The following is a 15,877-nucleotide window of genomic DNA, read 5'->3' as shown; positions in this document are numbered from 1 at the left end:
CATCATGAGACTTGAATTTTCGATCTATCGTTACAACCCGGACGTCGATGACAAACCGCGCATGCAGGACTATACCCTGGAAGCGGAAGACGGCCGTGACATGATGCTGCTGGATGCGCTGATCCGTCTGAAAGAGAAGGATCCTACCCTGGCGTTTCGTCGCTCGTGCCGTGAAGGCGTGTGCGGCTCAGACGGCCTGAACATGAACGGGAAAAACGGCCTGGCCTGCATCACGCCGGTCTCGGCGTTAGGCAACGGCAAGCAGAAAATCGTTATCCGTCCTCTACCGGGCCTGCCGGTCGTGCGCGACCTGGTGGTGGACATGGGCCAGTTTTATGCCCAGTATGAGAAAATTAAGCCTTTCTTATTGAATAACGGTGAAAACCCGCCAGCGCGTGAGCATCTGCAGTCGCCGGGCGAGCGTGAGCATCTGGACGGATTGTATGAGTGTATTCTCTGCGCCTGTTGCTCAACCTCTTGCCCGTCGTTCTGGTGGAACCCGGACAAGTTTATTGGTCCTGCAGGCCTGCTGGCCGCTTACCGCTTCCTGATTGACAGCCGTGATACGGAAACGGATGCGCGTCTGGATAATCTGAGCGATGCATTCAGCGTTTTCCGCTGTCACAGCATCATGAACTGTGTAAGTGTTTGTCCTAAAGGGCTAAACCCGACGCGTGCTATCGGCCACATTAAGTCGATGCTGCTGCAACGCAGCGCGTAGTTGTACCACCGGGAACCTCAGGTTCCCGGTATTTTACGGAAGCCTCTGTAAACGCGGTCCCGACCACGTTTACAAAGGTTCCCTTACGGGCCGGGCGCGCGCTGCGCACAGTGCTCGTATCGCTGAACTCACTACGGCAAACCGCGAAAGCGGCAACAAATGAAACCTCAAAAAAGCATAACATTGCTTAAGGGATCACAATGCAGAACAGCGCGATGAAGCCCTGGCTGGACTCCTCCTGGCTGGCCGGCGCGAATCAGTCTTACATAGAGCAACTCTATGAGGATTTCCTGACCGATCCTGACTCTGTGGATGCAGTGTGGCGCTCGATGTTCCAACAGTTACCAGGCACGGGAGTGAAACCTGAGCAGTTCCACTCCGCAACTCGCGAATATTTCCGTCGCCTGGCGAAAGACGCATCTCGTTACACCTCCTCAGTTACCGATCCGGCAACCAACTCCAAACAAGTGAAAGTGCTGCAGCTGATTAACGCGTTTCGTTTCCGCGGACATCAGGAAGCAAATCTCGATCCGCTTGGCCTGTGGAAACAGGACCGCGTTGCCGATCTCGATCCTGCCTTTCACGATCTGACCGACGCCGATTTTCAGGAAAGCTTTAACGTAGGTTCTTTTGCCATTGGCAAAGAAACCATGAAGCTGGCCGATCTGTTCGACGCGCTGAAGCAGACCTACTGTGGCTCGATTGGTGCAGAGTATATGCACATCAATAACACCGAAGAGAAACGCTGGATCCAGCAGCGTATCGAATCCGGTGCGAGCCAGACGTCATTCAGTGGCGAAGAGAAAAAAGGTTTCCTGAAAGAGCTGACCGCGGCAGAAGGGCTGGAAAAATATCTGGGCGCGAAATTCCCGGGTGCAAAACGCTTCTCGCTGGAAGGCGGTGATGCGCTGGTGCCGATGCTGCGCGAGATGATTCGTCATGCGGGCAAAAGCGGCACACGTGAAGTGGTACTGGGGATGGCGCACCGTGGCCGTCTTAACGTACTGATTAACGTACTGGGTAAAAAGCCACAGGATCTGTTCGACGAATTCTCCGGTAAACACAAAGAGCATCTGGGCACCGGTGATGTGAAGTATCACATGGGCTTCTCTTCGGATATCGAAACCGAAGGTGGTCTGGTGCATCTGGCGCTGGCGTTTAACCCGTCTCACCTGGAAATTGTCAGCCCGGTGGTCATGGGATCGGTACGTGCACGTCTCGATCGTCTGGCCGAACCGGTCAGCAATAAAGTGTTGCCTATCACCATTCACGGTGATGCGGCGGTGATTGGTCAGGGCGTGGTTCAGGAAACCCTGAACATGTCTCAGGCGCGCGGCTACGAAGTGGGCGGCACGGTACGTATCGTCATTAACAACCAGGTTGGTTTTACCACCTCCAACCCGAAAGATGCGCGTTCAACCCCGTACTGTACTGACATCGGCAAGATGGTGCTGGCACCGATTTTCCACGTCAATGCTGACGATCCGGAAGCGGTGGCCTTTGTTACCCGCCTGGCGCTGGACTATCGCAACACCTTCAAACGCGATGTGTTTATCGATCTGGTGTGCTATCGCCGTCATGGTCACAACGAGGCGGATGAGCCAAGTGCTACCCAGCCGTTGATGTACCAGAAAATCAAAAAGCATCCGACGCCGCGTAAAATTTACGCCGATCGTCTGGAAGGCGAAGGTGTCGCGTCGCAGGAAGATGCCACCGAGATGGTGAACCTGTACCGCGATGCGCTCGATGCGGGCGAATGCGTGGTGCCGGAATGGCGTCCGATGAGCCTGCACTCCTTCACGTGGTCGCCTTATCTGAACCACGAATGGGATGAGCCTTATCCGGCACAGGTTGACATGAAACGCCTGAAGGAACTGGCATTGCGTATCAGTCAGGTCCCTGAGCAGATTGAAGTGCAGTCGCGCGTGGCCAAGATCTATAACGATCGCAAGCTGATGGCCGAAGGCGAGAAAGCGTTCGACTGGGGCGGTGCCGAGAATCTGGCGTACGCCACGCTGGTGGATGAAGGTATTCCGGTTCGCCTCTCGGGTGAAGACTCCGGTCGTGGAACCTTCTTCCATCGCCATGCGGTCGTGCACAACCAGGCTAACGGTTCAACCTATACGCCGCTGCACCATATTCATAACAGCCAGGGCGAGTTCAAAGTCTGGGATTCGGTGCTGTCTGAAGAAGCGGTGCTGGCGTTTGAATACGGTTACGCCACGGCTGAGCCGCGCGTGCTGACCATCTGGGAAGCGCAGTTTGGTGACTTTGCCAACGGTGCTCAGGTGGTGATTGACCAGTTCATCAGCTCTGGCGAACAGAAGTGGGGCCGTATGTGTGGCCTGGTGATGTTGCTGCCACATGGTTACGAAGGTCAGGGCCCGGAACACTCCTCTGCCCGTCTGGAACGCTATCTGCAACTTTGCGCCGAGCAGAACATGCAGGTTTGCGTCCCGTCGACGCCCGCTCAGGTGTATCACATGCTGCGCCGTCAGGCGCTGCGCGGGATGCGCCGTCCGCTGGTGGTGATGTCGCCGAAGTCGCTGTTGCGCCATCCGCTGGCGATCTCGTCGCTGGATGAACTGGCAAACGGCAGTTTCCAGCCGGCCATTGGTGAGATCGACGATCTGGATCCGCAGGGCGTAAAACGCGTCGTGCTGTGCTCCGGTAAGGTTTACTACGATCTGCTGGAACAGCGTCGCAAAGACGAGAAAACCGATGTTGCCATCGTGCGCATCGAACAGCTTTACCCGTTCCCGCATCAGGCGGTACAGGAAGCATTGAAAGCCTATTCTCACGTACAGGACTTTGTCTGGTGCCAGGAAGAGCCTCTAAACCAGGGCGCCTGGTACTGTAGCCAGCATCATTTCCGTGATGTCGTGCCGTTTGGCGCCACCCTGCGTTATGCAGGTCGCCCGGCATCGGCTTCTCCGGCCGTGGGTTATATGTCCGTACACCAACAACAGCAGCAAGACCTGGTTAATGACGCACTGAACGTCAATTAATTAAAAGGAAAGATAATGAGTAGCGTAGATATTCTCGTTCCCGACCTGCCTGAATCGGTTGCAGATGCCACAGTAGCAACCTGGCACAAGAAACCAGGCGATGCAGTCAGCCGCGATGAAGTCATCGTCGAAATTGAAACTGACAAAGTCGTGCTGGAAGTGCCGGCATCTGCCGATGGCGTGCTGGAAGCCGTGCTGGAAGACGAAGGGGCAACCGTTACGTCCCGCCAGATCCTGGGTCGCCTGAAAGAAGGCAACAGTGCGGGTAAAGAAAGCAGTGCCAAAGCGGAAAGCAATGACACCACGCCAGCCCAGCGTCAGACAGCGTCGCTTGAAGAAGAGAGCAGCGATGCGCTCAGCCCGGCGATCCGTCGCCTGATTGCGGAGCATAATCTTGACGCTGCGCAGATCAAAGGCACCGGCGTGGGCGGACGTTTAACGCGTGAAGACGTTGAAAAACATCTGGCGAACAAACCGCAGGCTGAGAAAGCTGCCGCGCCATCGGCGGGTGCAGCAACGGCTCAGCAGCCTGTTGCCAACCGCAGCGAAAAACGTGTTCCGATGACGCGTTTACGTAAGCGCGTCGCGGAGCGTCTGCTGGAAGCCAAGAACAGCACCGCCATGTTGACGACCTTCAACGAAATCAACATGAAGCCGATTATGGATCTGCGTAAGCAGTACGGCGATGCGTTCGAGAAGCGTCACGGTGTGCGTCTGGGCTTTATGTCTTTCTACATCAAGGCCGTGGTCGAAGCGCTGAAGCGTTATCCAGAAGTCAACGCCTCTATCGATGGCGAAGACGTGGTGTACCACAACTATTTCGATGTGAGTATTGCCGTCTCTACGCCACGCGGCCTGGTGACGCCTGTCCTGCGTGACGTTGATGCGCTGAGCATGGCTGACATCGAGAAGAAAATTAAAGAACTGGCAGTGAAAGGCCGTGACGGCAAGCTGACGGTTGACGATCTGACGGGCGGTAACTTTACCATCACCAACGGTGGTGTGTTCGGTTCGCTGATGTCTACGCCAATCATCAACCCGCCACAGAGCGCGATTCTGGGCATGCACGCCATTAAAGATCGTCCTATGGCGGTCAATGGTCAGGTTGTGATCCTGCCAATGATGTACCTGGCTCTCTCCTACGATCACCGTTTAATCGATGGTCGTGAATCTGTTGGCTATCTGGTCGCAGTGAAAGAGATGCTGGAAGATCCGGCGCGTCTGCTGCTGGATGTCTGATTCATCACTGGGCACGCGTTGCGTGCCCAATCTCAATACTCTTTTCAGATCTGAATGGATAGAACATCATGAACTTACACGAATACCAGGCTAAACAGCTGTTTGCACGGTATGGCATGCCAGCACCGACCGGCTACGCCTGTACTACACCACGTGAAGCAGAAGAAGCGGCATCGAAAATCGGTGCAGGCCCGTGGGTAGTTAAATGTCAGGTTCATGCCGGTGGCCGCGGTAAAGCGGGCGGTGTGAAAGTGGTTAACAGCAAAGAAGACATCCGTGCTTTCGCTGAAAACTGGCTGGGCAAACGTCTGGTAACCTACCAAACTGACGCCAATGGTCAGCCGGTAAACCAGATTCTGGTTGAAGCGGCAACCGATATCGATCAGGAGCTGTACCTGGGTGCCGTGGTTGACCGTGCAACCCGTCGCGTCATCTTTATGGCATCGACCGAAGGCGGCGTGGAAATCGAGAAAGTGGCAGAAGAAACGCCACACCTGATCCACAAAATGGCGCTTGATCCACTGGCCGGTCCACAGCCTTATCAGGGCCGTGAGTTAGCCTTTAAACTGGGCCTGACCGGTAAGCAAGTCAGCCAGTTCACCAAAATTTTCATGGGTCTGGCCACCATGTTCCTGGAGCGCGATCTGGCGATGGTTGAGATCAACCCGCTGGTGATCACCAAGCAGGGCGACCTGATCTGTCTGGATGGCAAACTGGGTGCTGATGGCAATGCCCTGTTCCGTCAGCCAGAGCTGCGTGAAATGCGCGATCCAAGCCAGGAAGATCCTCGTGAAGCGCACGCGACACAGTGGGAACTGAACTATGTTGCGCTGGAAGGCAACATCGGTTGTATGGTTAACGGCGCAGGCCTCGCGATGGGTACGATGGACATCGTTAAGCACCACGGTGGCCAGCCAGCGAACTTCCTGGATGTCGGCGGCGGCGCGACCAAAGAGCGCGTAACCGAAGCCTTTAAAATCATCCTGTCTGACGACGCGGTGAAAGCGGTATTCGTTAACATCTTCGGCGGCATCGTGCGTTGCGACCTGATCGCAGACGGCATCATCGGTGCAGTAGCAGAAGTCGGTGTTAACGTACCGGTCGTGGTACGTCTGGAAGGTAACAACGCTGAACTGGGCGCTAAGAAACTGGCGGACAGTGGTCTGAACATCATTGCAGCAACCAGTCTGACAGACGCGGCACAGCGTGTTGTTGCTGCTGCGGAGGGTAAATAATGTCCATTTTGATCGACAAAAACACCAAAGTCATTTGCCAGGGATTCACCGGCGGACAGGGAACTTTCCACTCTGAGCAGGCGCTGGCATACGGCACGCAGCTGGTTGGTGGCGTAACACCGGGCAAAGGCGGCACGACCCATCTGGGCCTGCCGGTGTTCAACACCGTGCGTGAAGCCGTTGAAGCCACAGGCGCGACCGCAACCGTCATCTATGTGCCAGCTCCGTTCTGCAAAGACGGTATCCTGGAAGCTATCGATGCCGGTATCAAGCTGATCATCACCATCACCGAAGGCATCCCAACGCTGGATATGCTGACCGTGAAGATGAAGCTGGATGAAGCAGGCGTGCGCATGATCGGGCCAAACTGCCCGGGTGTAATCACCCCTGGCGAATGTAAGATCGGCATCATGCCGGGCCACATTCACCAGCCTGGCCGTGTCGGTATCGTCTCGCGTTCCGGTACCCTGACCTATGAAGCCGTTAAGCAAACCACCGATATCGGTTACGGTCAGTCTACCTGTGTCGGCATCGGCGGCGACCCGATCCCGGGTTCAAACTTCATCGACATCCTGAAAATGTTCCAGGACGATCCACAGACTGAAGCGATCGTCATGATCGGTGAAATCGGTGGTAGTGCGGAAGAAGAAGCTGCTGCGTTCATCAAAGAGCACGTGACCAAGCCGGTTGTCGGCTACATTGCGGGCGTAACGGCACCGAAGGGCAAACGTATGGGCCACGCTGGCGCCATCATTGCCGGTGGTAAAGGAACGGCAGACGAGAAGTTTGCTGCGCTGGAAGCCGCAGGTGTGAAAACCGTACGCAGCCTGGCTGACATCGGCGATGCCGTGAAAGCGGTTCTGCCAGCCAAATAAGCGGTCTGGGCGGAATGCATTAAGCCACCTTCGGGTGGCTTTTTTTATCGCTTAAACCTGAGCACGCCTTTTTGCCGCATAACTGATTGGCGTCGTGCCTTAAATAACATAAAATAATCTTAAGTATTTCCGTGGTGTTTGCTATGCTTTATCTGACCTGGCTTTTGGGGCGCAAAAAGAATGGGCGTTATTAAACACGCTATAAAGTTAAATATTTATATAAAATTGAATTGTCCGGTGACACATTTTTAACAAAGCTTCCGTTTAAACATATTTCCCACATTATTTCCTTATTCCAAATCAATTTCCCGCCATATATAACAAACTTTACTGCTAGCAAAGGGCGCGGTTAAGCGCTTAAATTGCGCTGCATCAATCCAGCCTTTTAAAAAAATAATCAAACGTTTGTTCAAATACGGGAAAGCATCAATTTTTAAATTATGCCCCGTTAAACGTCTGAACCACGCGGCTGCATTGGTGTTTCACAGGTTACCGCTAACGGTTACGCCCTCATCCCAGGCCGCACACAGAACTGTCCTGTCGATGACAAAACTGGAATCAATAATCAGTCGTTCCTGACTCTTATTCAGTCTGTACGGATACAGAGTTAAGGTGAGGAGCAAGGAGTCATTATGCTAGATATTGTCGAGCTGTCGCGTTTACAGTTTGCCTTAACAGCCATGTACCATTTTCTTTTCGTACCTTTAACGCTCGGTATGGCGTTTTTGCTGGCGATAATGGAAACGGTCTATGTGCTGAGCGGCAAACAAGTTTATAAGGATATGACAAAATTCTGGGGCAAGTTATTTGGTATTAACTTTGCGCTGGGCGTGGCGACCGGACTGACCATGGAGTTTCAGTTCGGCACCAACTGGTCTTACTATTCTCATTATGTCGGCGATATTTTTGGCGCGCCGTTAGCTATTGAAGGATTAATGGCTTTCTTTCTTGAGTCCACCTTTGTTGGCCTGTTCTTTTTCGGCTGGGATCGGCTGGGCAAAGTTCAGCACCTGGCCGTGACCTGGCTGGTGGCGCTGGGATCCAATATGTCGGCGCTGTGGATTCTGGTGGCAAACGGCTGGATGCAAAACCCAATTGCCTCTGAGTTTAACTTTGAAACCATGCGCATGGAGATGCTGAGCTTCTCTGAGCTGGTCTTAAATCCGGTCGCCCAGGTGAAATTTGTTCACACCGTCGCGGCAGGGTACACCACGGGTGCCATGTTTATTTTGGGTATCAGCGCCTGGTATTTACTGAAAGGCCGCGACATGGCGTTTGCCAAACGCTCTTTTGCTATCGCGGCAAGTTTCGGTATGGCAGCCGTATTGTCAGTCATCGTGTTGGGTGACGAGTCCGGTTACGAAATGGGCGATGTGCAGAAAACCAAGCTGGCGGCCATTGAAGCCGAATGGGAAACCCAGCCCGCACCGGCTGCGTTTACGCTGTTCGGTTTGCCCGATCAGGCATCACAAGAGAACCACTACGCCATTCAAATTCCTTATCTGCTGGGACTCATTGCCACCCGTTCTACGGATACGCCTGTAACGGGCCTGAAAGAGCTTATGACCCAACATGAAGTTCGCATTCGTAACGGGATGAAAGCCTACGCACTGTTAAATGAACTGCGCAGCGGGAATACCGATCCGGCCGTGCGTGATGCCTTTAATCACAGCAAAAAAGATCTGGGTTATGGTCTGTTGTTGAAGCGCTATACGCCAAACGTCTCAGATGCCAGCGAGGCGCAAATCAAGCAGGCAACACAGGATTCCATTCCACGCGTGGCGCCGCTGTATTTTGCCTTCCGCATCATGGTGCTCTGCGGCGTGCTGTTACTCGGCGTTATCACGCTGTCATTCTGGAGCGTCATTCGTAATCGTATCGGCAAACATCGCTGGTTACTCAAGGCCGCGCTGTATGGCATTCCGCTGCCGTGGATTGCGGTTGAAGCAGGCTGGTTTGTGGCGGAGTACGGCCGTCAACCCTGGGCGATAGGCGAAGTGCTGCCTACGGCTGTGGCGAATTCCTCGCTCACCGTTGGGGATATCCTGTTCTCCATGGGGCTGATCTGCGGTCTGTATACCCTGTTCCTGGTCGCCGAGATGTACCTGATGTTTAAATTTGCCCGGTTGGGTCCAAGTAGCCTGAAAACGGGTCGTTATCACCATGAGCAGATGGCGAAAACCGTTCAGCCGGTACGTGGATAAGGAGAACCGCCATGTTTGATTACGAAGTTCTGCGCTTTGTCTGGTGGCTGCTGATCGGCATTTTGCTGGTGGGCTTTGCCGTCACTGATGGCTTTGATATGGGCGTGGGCATGCTGACGCGCCTGCTGGGACGCACCGATACCGAGCGTCGGGTAATGATTAACACCATTGCGCCGCACTGGGACGGTAACCAGGTCTGGTTAATTACTGCGGGTGGTGCGCTGTTTGCCGCCTGGCCGATGGTTTATGCGGCGGCGTTTTCAGGATTTTATGTGGCAATGATTCTGGTGCTGGCGTCGCTGTTCTTTCGTCCGGTGGGCTTTGATTACCGCTCTAAGATTGAAGACAAGCGCTGGCGCGGTGCCTGGGACTGGGGCATTTTCATCGGCAGCTTCGTCCCTCCTTTGGTGATTGGCGTGGCCTTTGGCAACCTGCTCCAGGGCGTTCCGTTTCATGCTGATGAGTATATGCGCCTGTATTACACCGGTAACTTCTTCCAGTTACTTAATCCCTTCGGCCTGCTGGCAGGGGTGGTGAGCGTCGCCATGATACTGGCGCAGGGCGCAACCTACCTGCAGATGCGCACGAACGGCGAACTGTACCTGCGCGCGCGCGCCACGACCCAGATTTCCACGCTGGTGATGATGGTGTGCTTCGCACTGGCGGGCGTGTGGGTGAAGTACGGCATTGACGGTTATGTGGTGACCAGTACGCTTGATCACTATGCGGCCTCGAATCCGCTGGGTAAAACCGTGGTGCGCGAAGCCGGTGCCTGGATGGTGAATTTCCAGCAGCATCCCGTGCTGTGGTTGTTCCCACTGCTGGGCGTTGTGCTGCCTCTGCTGACGGTGCTGTGCTCACGTATGCACAAAAGCGCATGGGCGTTTGTGTTCTCTTCACTGACGCTTGCCTGCGTCATTATGACGGCCGGTATTGCCATGTTTCCGTTTATTATGCCTTCCAGCACGGTACCGGGCACCAGTCTGACCATGTGGGATGCAACCTCCAGTCTGCTGACGCTGAAAACCATGACCTTTGCCGCGATTATTTTTGTGCCCATCATCCTGCTTTACACCAGCTGGTGTTACTGGAAGATGTTTGGCCGTATTACCAAAGAGCATGTTGAGAGCAACAGCAACTCACTGTACTGATAAGGAGTCAACACATGTGGTATTTTGCCTGGATTCTTGGCACCTTGCTGGCCTGCGCCTTTGGTATCATCACGGCGCTGGCCATAGAGCATATCGAAGACAGCGCCGCATCGGATCGACAATCCTGATGAGCGGATGGCTACAGACGACCTGTCGTCTGATGGATAAGGGCCCGTTCCGGGCCCTTTCACTGGTGCTGGCACTCTGGCTGGCGGGATGTCTGCTGTGGAATCCCGCACGTTATGCCAGCGGTGCTGGCGGCATTCTGCTGTGGCAGGGCGTGTTGCTCATCTGGGCGGTATGCACCGGCGTGATTTACGGTGTTGGGTTTCGTCCGCGACGATTACGCTGGCGTGCTCTGTTTACCCCTTTACCCGCATTAGTGATACTCTTGTGGGGCGTAAGCCGGTTTTATCTCTGACAGCCCGTCAGCATTTTACGCTGAAGCGTGAGTTTACTTCAGCGTCTGGTCAAGAAACCTCCACTAAAGCCTTCCGGTTGTAACCAACTGATAATTATTTTCTCCTGGCCCTGGCAGCCCATTCCCAACCCCAATTGTCTTGCGTATAGTAGCAACGTTTAAAACGAGGCCGGGATGTAGAGTGAGTACAACGCTGTTTCGCTGGCCGGTTCGGGTCTACTATGAAGATACCGATGCCGGTGGTGTGGTTTATCACGCCAGCTATATCGCTTTTTATGAACGAGCACGTACCGAAATGTTGCGTCAGCATCATTTCAATCAGCAGACGCTGTTAGAACAGCAGATTGCTTTTGTGGTGCGGCGCATGACGGTGGACTATCTTTCGGCGGCGCGTCTTGACGATCTTCTGGAAATTCAGAGTGAAGTGACATCAATGACCCGGGCGACGATGACATTTACCCAGCGTATCGTGAATGCAGAAGGCAAAGTGCTCAATGAGGCAGAAGTCCTGATTGCCTGCATCAACCCACACCTAATGAAGCCGATTGCGCTTCCCAAGTCTATTGTCGCGGAGTTCAAGCAGTGACTGACATGAACGTTCTTGATTTGTTCCTGAAGGCGAGCCTTCTGGTCAAACTTATCATGTTGATTTTGATCGGCTTTTCGATTGCTTCATGGGCAATCATTATCCAGCGCACGCGTATTCTGAATGCGGCGGGAAGGGAAGCTGATGCCTTTGAAGACAAATTCTGGTCCGGCGTTGAGCTTTCTCGCCTGTATCAGGAAAGTCAGGCGCGTCGCGAAGAGCTGGCAGGCTCGGAGCAAATCTTTTACGCCGGCTTCAAAGAGTTCGCACGTCTGCATCGGGTCAACAACCATGCGCCTGAGGCGGCAGTGGAAGGGGCGAGCAGGGCGATGCGCATTTCCATGAATCGTGAGCTGGAAGCGTTGGAAAATCACATTCCCTTCCTTGGCACCGTGGGGTCCATCAGCCCGTATATTGGTCTGTTTGGTACGGTGTGGGGGATTATGCATGCCTTTATTGCCCTGGGGGCCGTAAAGCAGGCCACGCTACAGATGGTTGCGCCGGGTATCGCAGAAGCGTTGATCGCGACCGCTATCGGTTTATTCGCGGCAATTCCTGCGGTAATGGCTTATAACCGACTGAACCAGCGCGTCAATAAACTGGAACAGGGCTATGACAACTTCATGGAAGAGTTCACGGCTATCCTGCATCGTCAGGCTTTTTCCAGCGACAGCGCTAAGTAAACAGAGGTAAATGATGGCCCGAGTGCGTGGTCGCGGTCGCCGCGAGCTAAAGTCGGAAATCAACATTGTTCCACTGCTGGACGTCTTGCTGGTGCTTGTTGCTGATTTTTATGGCGACGGCCCCGATCATTACCCAAAGCGTGGAAGTGGATTTGCCGGATGCGGATTCGAAGACGGTTTCCAGTGATGATAATCCGCCTGTAATTGTAGAAGTGTCCGGTGTGGGCCAATACAGCATGGTGGTGGATCACGATCGTTTATCGCAGCTACCCCCTGAACAGGTGATTAGCGAAGCGCAACGTCGTCTGGAAGCCAATCCGAAAACTGTCTTTCTGATCGGCGGTGCCAAAGAGGTCCCTTATGATGAAATCATTAAGGCGCTGAACCTGCTGCATCAGGCTGGAGTTAAATCTGTCGGTTTGATGACGCAGCCGATTTAAAGTCGAACCGTTTTTGGGAACCGAGTGTGTCGAAGGCAACCGAGCAAAACGAAAAATTAAAGCGCGCGATAATCATTTCGGTGATTCTGCATATCGTGCTGATTGCGCTGCTGATATGGAGCTCATTTAATGAGCACATTGAAGCCAGCGGCGGCGGCGGCGGGAGCGATATCGAGGCAGTTATGGTCGATCCCGGTGCGGTGGTTGAGCAATATAATCGTCAGCAGAATCAGCAAAGCGACAGTCAGCGTGCCGAGCAGCAGCGCCAGAAACAGTCACAACAGCAGGCCGAAGAGCTCCAGCAGAAGCAGGCGGCTGAACAACAGCGGCTGAAAGAGCTGGAAAAAGAACGCCTGCAGGCCCAGGAAGACGCGAAGCAGCAGGCGAAAGCCCAGGCTGAACAGCAGAAAGCAGCCGAAGCGGCGGCGAAACAGGCTGAATCTCAGCAGAAAGCGGCCGAGGCGGCCGCCGCGAAAGCCAAAGCGGATGCTAAAGCGGAAGCCGATGCCCAGGCCAAAGCCGCCGCTGACGCGAAAATAAAGGCTCAGGAAGACGCGAAGCAGGCTGCGGCCGAGGCGAAGAAGCAGGCTGAGCAACAGGCGAAAGCCGCCGCGGCCGAAGCAAAGAAACAGGCTGAACAACAGGCGAAAGCCGAGGCTGCCGAGGCCGCGAAACAGGCCAAGGCTGAAGCCGCGAAGCAGGCTAAAGCGGAAGCCGCTAAAGAAGCCAAAGCGGCAGAAGCGAAAGCCGCCGCCGAAGCGAAAGCCGCGGCCGCGCAGGAAGCTAAAGAGAAAGCGGCGGCTGAAGCCAAAGAGAAAGCCGCGAAAGAAAAAGCCGAAGCCGCAGCAAAAGCCAAGGCCGATGCTGCCGCAAAAGCCAAAGCAGACGCGAAGGCAAAAGCGGAAGCAAAAGCGAAAGCGGCGGCTGAGGCAGCGAACGACAGCGACGTCGACGATCTGCTGGGCGGCTTAGCGTCCGGTAAGAATGCACCGAAAAGCGGCGCCTCTGGCGGTGCTGCAGGGCAGGGCAACCAGAAGAAAGCGGGTGCCTCTGGCGCAGATGTGAACGCGTACCTTGGCCAGATTACCAGTGCTATCCAGAGCCGTTTTTACGATGCGGACCTGTATAGCGGCAAAAGCTGTGACTTACGTATTAAACTTGCTCCTGACGGTATGCTGATTGATGTGAAATCAGAAGGGGGCGATCCGGCGCTCTGTCAGGCTGCCATCGCGGCAGCGAAGCAGGCACGTATTCCGAAGCCGCCTTCACAAGCGGTGTACGAAGTGTTTAAAAACGCGCCGATGCGTTTCAGACCGCAATAATGCAGTAACCGGCGGCAGGTTGATCTATGGTTAGCTTGCCGTACTCTAGTTGTACTCGTGGTTTTCAGGAACAGTGCCAATTATCGCGGACTCAGGTTCAGATAAGGGAGATAAAATGAAGCAAGCTCTTCGCGTAACGTTAGGCTTTTTTATCCTGTTGTGGGCAGCAGTGCTGCACGCAGAGGTTCGCATTGAAATCACCCAGGGCGTCAACAGCGCGCGTCCCATTGGTGTGGTTCCGTTCAAGTGGGCAGGCCCTGGCGCGGCACCGGAAGATATCGGTGGCATCGTCGCGGCTGACCTGCGTAACAGCGGTAAGTTTAATCCGCTCGATCGTTCTCGCCTGCCACAGCAGCCGACCAGCGCGCAGGAAGTTCAGCCTGCTGCATGGAGTGCACTGGGCATTGATGCTGTCGTCGTAGGACAGATTCAGCCTAACGCCGACGGCAGCTATCAGGTATCTTACCAGCTGGTCGATACGGCAGGTGCTCCGGGTACCGTGCTGGCGCAGAACTCTTACAAAATCACGAAACAGTGGCTGCGTTACGCGGCGCATACGGTGAGTGATGAAGCGTTCCAGAAACTGACGGGCATCAAAGGGGCATTCCGTACTCGTATCGCCTATGTGGTGCAGACCAACGGCGGTCAGTTCCCTTACGAACTGCGCGTGGCGGACTACGACGGCTATAACCAGTTCGTCGTGCATCGTTCACCACAGCCACTGATGTCGCCGGCCTGGTCTCCAGACGGCAGCAAAGTGGCCTACGTAACCTTTGAAAGCGGCAAGTCGGCGCTGGTTATTCAGACGCTCTCCAACGGCGCGGTGCGTCAGGTGGCTTCATTCCCACGTCATAACGGTGCACCGGCGTTCTCGCCTGACGGCACCAAACTGGCGTTCGCCTTATCGAAAACCGGTAGCCTGAATCTTTACGTAATGGACCTGGCTTCTGGTCAGATTCGTCAGATCACCGACGGCCGTTATAACAGTACTGAACCGACCTGGTTCCCGGACAGCCAGACGCTGGCTTACACCTCTGACCAGGCTGGCGCACCACAAATTTATAAGATTGGTATCAATGGTGGTTCACCACAGCGTATTACCTGGGAAGGGGCTCAGAACCAGGATGCTGATGTGGCCAGCGATGGTAAATCAATGGTGATGATTAGCACCAGTGGCGGTGCTCAACACGTCGCCAAACAGGATCTGGTAACGGGAGCCGTTCAAACGTTAACGGACACGTTCCTGGATGAAACGCCGAGCCTGGCACCAAACGGCACTATGGTGATCTACAGCTCTACTCAGGGCATGGGTTCCGTGTTGCAGTTGGTCTCGACTGACGGTCGTTTCAAAGCGCGTCTTCCGGCAACTGATGGACAGGTCAAATTTCCTGCCTGGTCGCCGTACCTGTAATGTTTGAGCTTTCTGACATTACAAAAAAATAAACAATAATGGGAATTTTCAAATGCAACTGAACAAAGTACTGAAGGGTTTAATGCTGGCTCTGCCAATCATGGCAGTTGCGGCGTGTAGCTCACACAAAAATAACAACAATGACCAGTCTGGCGCAGGTGCTGATGGCGCTTACGGTGCTAACTCTGGCATGAACGGCAACGGTAACATGTCTTCTGATGAGCAGGCGCGTCTGCAGATGCAACAGCTGCAACAGAACAACATCGTTTACTTCGGTCTGGACAAATATGATGTTCAGTCTGACTACGCTCAGATGCTGGATCAGCACGCTAACTTCCTGCGTAGCAATCCATCATACAAAGTGACCATCGAAGGTCATGCGGATGAGCGCGGTACGCCAGAATACAACATCGCCCTGGGCGAGCGTCGTGCTAACGCCGTTAAGATGTATCTGCAAGGTAAAGGCGTGTCAGCTGACCAGATGTCTATCGTTTCTTACGGTAAAGAGAAGCCGGCCGTTCTGGGCCACGACGAAGCGGCTTACGCTAAAAACCGTCGTGCCGTACTGGTATACTAAGAGA

At 54.3% G+C, this 15,877-nt stretch carries 14 protein-coding genes and 1 pseudogene; all 15 read left to right on the top strand.

From position 1 onward, the window contains the following. Positions 1-4 precede the first annotated feature (4 nt). The 15 genes and pseudogenes from P9J57_RS14520 (at position 5) to pal (ending at position 15,873) form a co-directional block, all read left to right on the top strand. Positions 5-721 (top strand): succinate dehydrogenase iron-sulfur subunit, encoded by a 717-nt coding sequence (locus P9J57_RS14520; protein WP_013025062.1) that lies wholly within the window; start codon positions 5-7, stop codon positions 719-721. 200 nt (positions 722-921) lie between these two features. Beyond that, positions 922-3,729, top strand: coding sequence for a 2-oxoglutarate dehydrogenase E1 component (sucA, locus tag P9J57_RS14515; RefSeq protein WP_013025063.1), 2,808 nt, complete (start codon positions 922-924; stop codon positions 3,727-3,729). A 15-nt stretch (positions 3,730-3,744) separates the two neighbouring features. Then, positions 3,745-4,968, top strand: a complete 1,224-nt coding sequence (odhB, locus tag P9J57_RS14510; RefSeq protein ID WP_275234069.1) for a 2-oxoglutarate dehydrogenase complex dihydrolipoyllysine-residue succinyltransferase — start codon at positions 3,745-3,747, stop codon at positions 4,966-4,968. A 68-nt stretch (positions 4,969-5,036) separates the two neighbouring features. Further along, on the top strand, positions 5,037-6,203 hold the full coding sequence (gene sucC / locus P9J57_RS14505) for an ADP-forming succinate--CoA ligase subunit beta (protein ID WP_013025065.1): 1,167 nt from the start codon (positions 5,037-5,039) through the stop codon (positions 6,201-6,203). Further along, positions 6,203-7,078 (top strand): succinate--CoA ligase subunit alpha, encoded by an 876-nt coding sequence (sucD, locus tag P9J57_RS14500; RefSeq protein WP_013025067.1) that lies wholly within the window; start codon positions 6,203-6,205, stop codon positions 7,076-7,078. Before sucC ends, sucD begins: the two co-directional genes overlap by 1 nt. A gap of 632 nt (positions 7,079-7,710) precedes the next feature. Continuing rightward, complete coding sequence (gene cydA / locus P9J57_RS14495; protein ID WP_250330957.1) at positions 7,711-9,282, top strand: cytochrome ubiquinol oxidase subunit I; 1,572 nt, start codon at positions 7,711-7,713, stop codon at positions 9,280-9,282. A gap of 11 nt (positions 9,283-9,293) precedes the next feature. Then, a complete protein-coding gene (gene cydB, locus P9J57_RS14490; protein ID WP_013025069.1) occupies positions 9,294-10,433 on the top strand; it encodes a cytochrome d ubiquinol oxidase subunit II in 1,140 nt (379 codons plus the stop codon). 14 nt (positions 10,434-10,447) lie between these two features. Next, entirely contained in the window at positions 10,448-10,561 is a 114-nt protein-coding gene (gene cydX, locus P9J57_RS14485) for a cytochrome bd-I oxidase subunit CydX (RefSeq protein ID WP_013025070.1), read from the top strand. Beyond that, a complete protein-coding gene (gene ybgE / locus P9J57_RS14480) occupies positions 10,561-10,854 on the top strand; it encodes a cyd operon protein YbgE (protein ID WP_014606292.1) in 294 nt (97 codons plus the stop codon). Before cydX ends, ybgE begins: the two co-directional genes overlap by 1 nt. Positions 10,855-11,035: 181 nt before the next feature. Further along, positions 11,036-11,440 carry a tol-pal system-associated acyl-CoA thioesterase gene (ybgC, locus tag P9J57_RS14475; protein WP_013025071.1) on the top strand — a complete coding sequence of 135 codons (405 nt, stop codon included), beginning with the start codon at positions 11,036-11,038 and terminating at the stop codon, positions 11,438-11,440. Beyond that, positions 11,437-12,123: a Tol-Pal system protein TolQ gene (tolQ, locus tag P9J57_RS14470; RefSeq protein ID WP_013025072.1), complete on the top strand. Its 687-nt coding sequence runs from the start codon at positions 11,437-11,439 to the stop codon at positions 12,121-12,123. Before ybgC ends, tolQ begins: the two co-directional genes overlap by 4 nt. A 13-nt stretch (positions 12,124-12,136) precedes the next feature. Next, positions 12,137-12,563 (top strand): annotated as a pseudogene (gene tolR / locus P9J57_RS14465) (colicin uptake protein TolR). 26 nt (positions 12,564-12,589) lie between these two features. Then, on the top strand, positions 12,590-13,885 hold the full coding sequence (gene tolA / locus P9J57_RS14460; protein ID WP_013025074.1) for a cell envelope integrity protein TolA: 1,296 nt from the start codon (positions 12,590-12,592) through the stop codon (positions 13,883-13,885). A 115-nt stretch (positions 13,886-14,000) separates the two neighbouring features. Next, positions 14,001-15,296 (top strand): Tol-Pal system beta propeller repeat protein TolB, encoded by a 1,296-nt coding sequence (gene tolB / locus P9J57_RS14455; protein WP_014593198.1) that lies wholly within the window; start codon positions 14,001-14,003, stop codon positions 15,294-15,296. A gap of 52 nt (positions 15,297-15,348) precedes the next feature. Continuing rightward, a complete protein-coding gene (pal, locus tag P9J57_RS14450) occupies positions 15,349-15,873 on the top strand; it encodes a peptidoglycan-associated lipoprotein Pal (protein ID WP_014593199.1) in 525 nt (174 codons plus the stop codon). The last annotated feature ends 4 nt before the right edge of the window (positions 15,874-15,877 follow it).

It is taken from the genome of Pantoea sp. nfd-35 (assembly GCF_056892255.1).
Note: the sequence above shows the minus strand (reverse complement) of the source record. Positions and strands in the feature narration are given on the sequence as shown.

Excerpts from the sequence above, each read along its gene's own strand:
- P9J57_RS14520 (WP_013025062.1), top strand. The coding sequence starts at position 5 with ATGAGACTTGAATTTTCGATCTATCGTTACAACCCGGACGTCGATGAC.
- sucA (WP_013025063.1), top strand. The coding sequence starts at position 922 with ATGCAGAACAGCGCGATGAAGCCCTGGCTGGACTCCTCCTGGCTGGCC.
- odhB (WP_275234069.1), top strand. The coding sequence starts at position 3,745 with ATGAGTAGCGTAGATATTCTCGTTCCCGACCTGCCTGAATCGGTTGCA.
- sucC (WP_013025065.1), top strand. The coding sequence starts at position 5,037 with ATGAACTTACACGAATACCAGGCTAAACAGCTGTTTGCACGGTATGGC.
- sucD (WP_013025067.1), top strand. The coding sequence starts at position 6,203 with ATGTCCATTTTGATCGACAAAAACACCAAAGTCATTTGCCAGGGATTC.
- cydA (WP_250330957.1), top strand. The coding sequence starts at position 7,711 with ATGCTAGATATTGTCGAGCTGTCGCGTTTACAGTTTGCCTTAACAGCC.
- cydB (WP_013025069.1), top strand. The coding sequence starts at position 9,294 with ATGTTTGATTACGAAGTTCTGCGCTTTGTCTGGTGGCTGCTGATCGGC.
- cydX (WP_013025070.1), top strand. The coding sequence starts at position 10,448 with ATGTGGTATTTTGCCTGGATTCTTGGCACCTTGCTGGCCTGCGCCTTT.
- ybgE (WP_014606292.1), top strand. The coding sequence starts at position 10,561 with ATGAGCGGATGGCTACAGACGACCTGTCGTCTGATGGATAAGGGCCCG.
- tolB (WP_014593198.1), top strand. The coding sequence starts at position 14,001 with ATGAAGCAAGCTCTTCGCGTAACGTTAGGCTTTTTTATCCTGTTGTGG.
- pal (WP_014593199.1), top strand. The coding sequence starts at position 15,349 with ATGCAACTGAACAAAGTACTGAAGGGTTTAATGCTGGCTCTGCCAATC.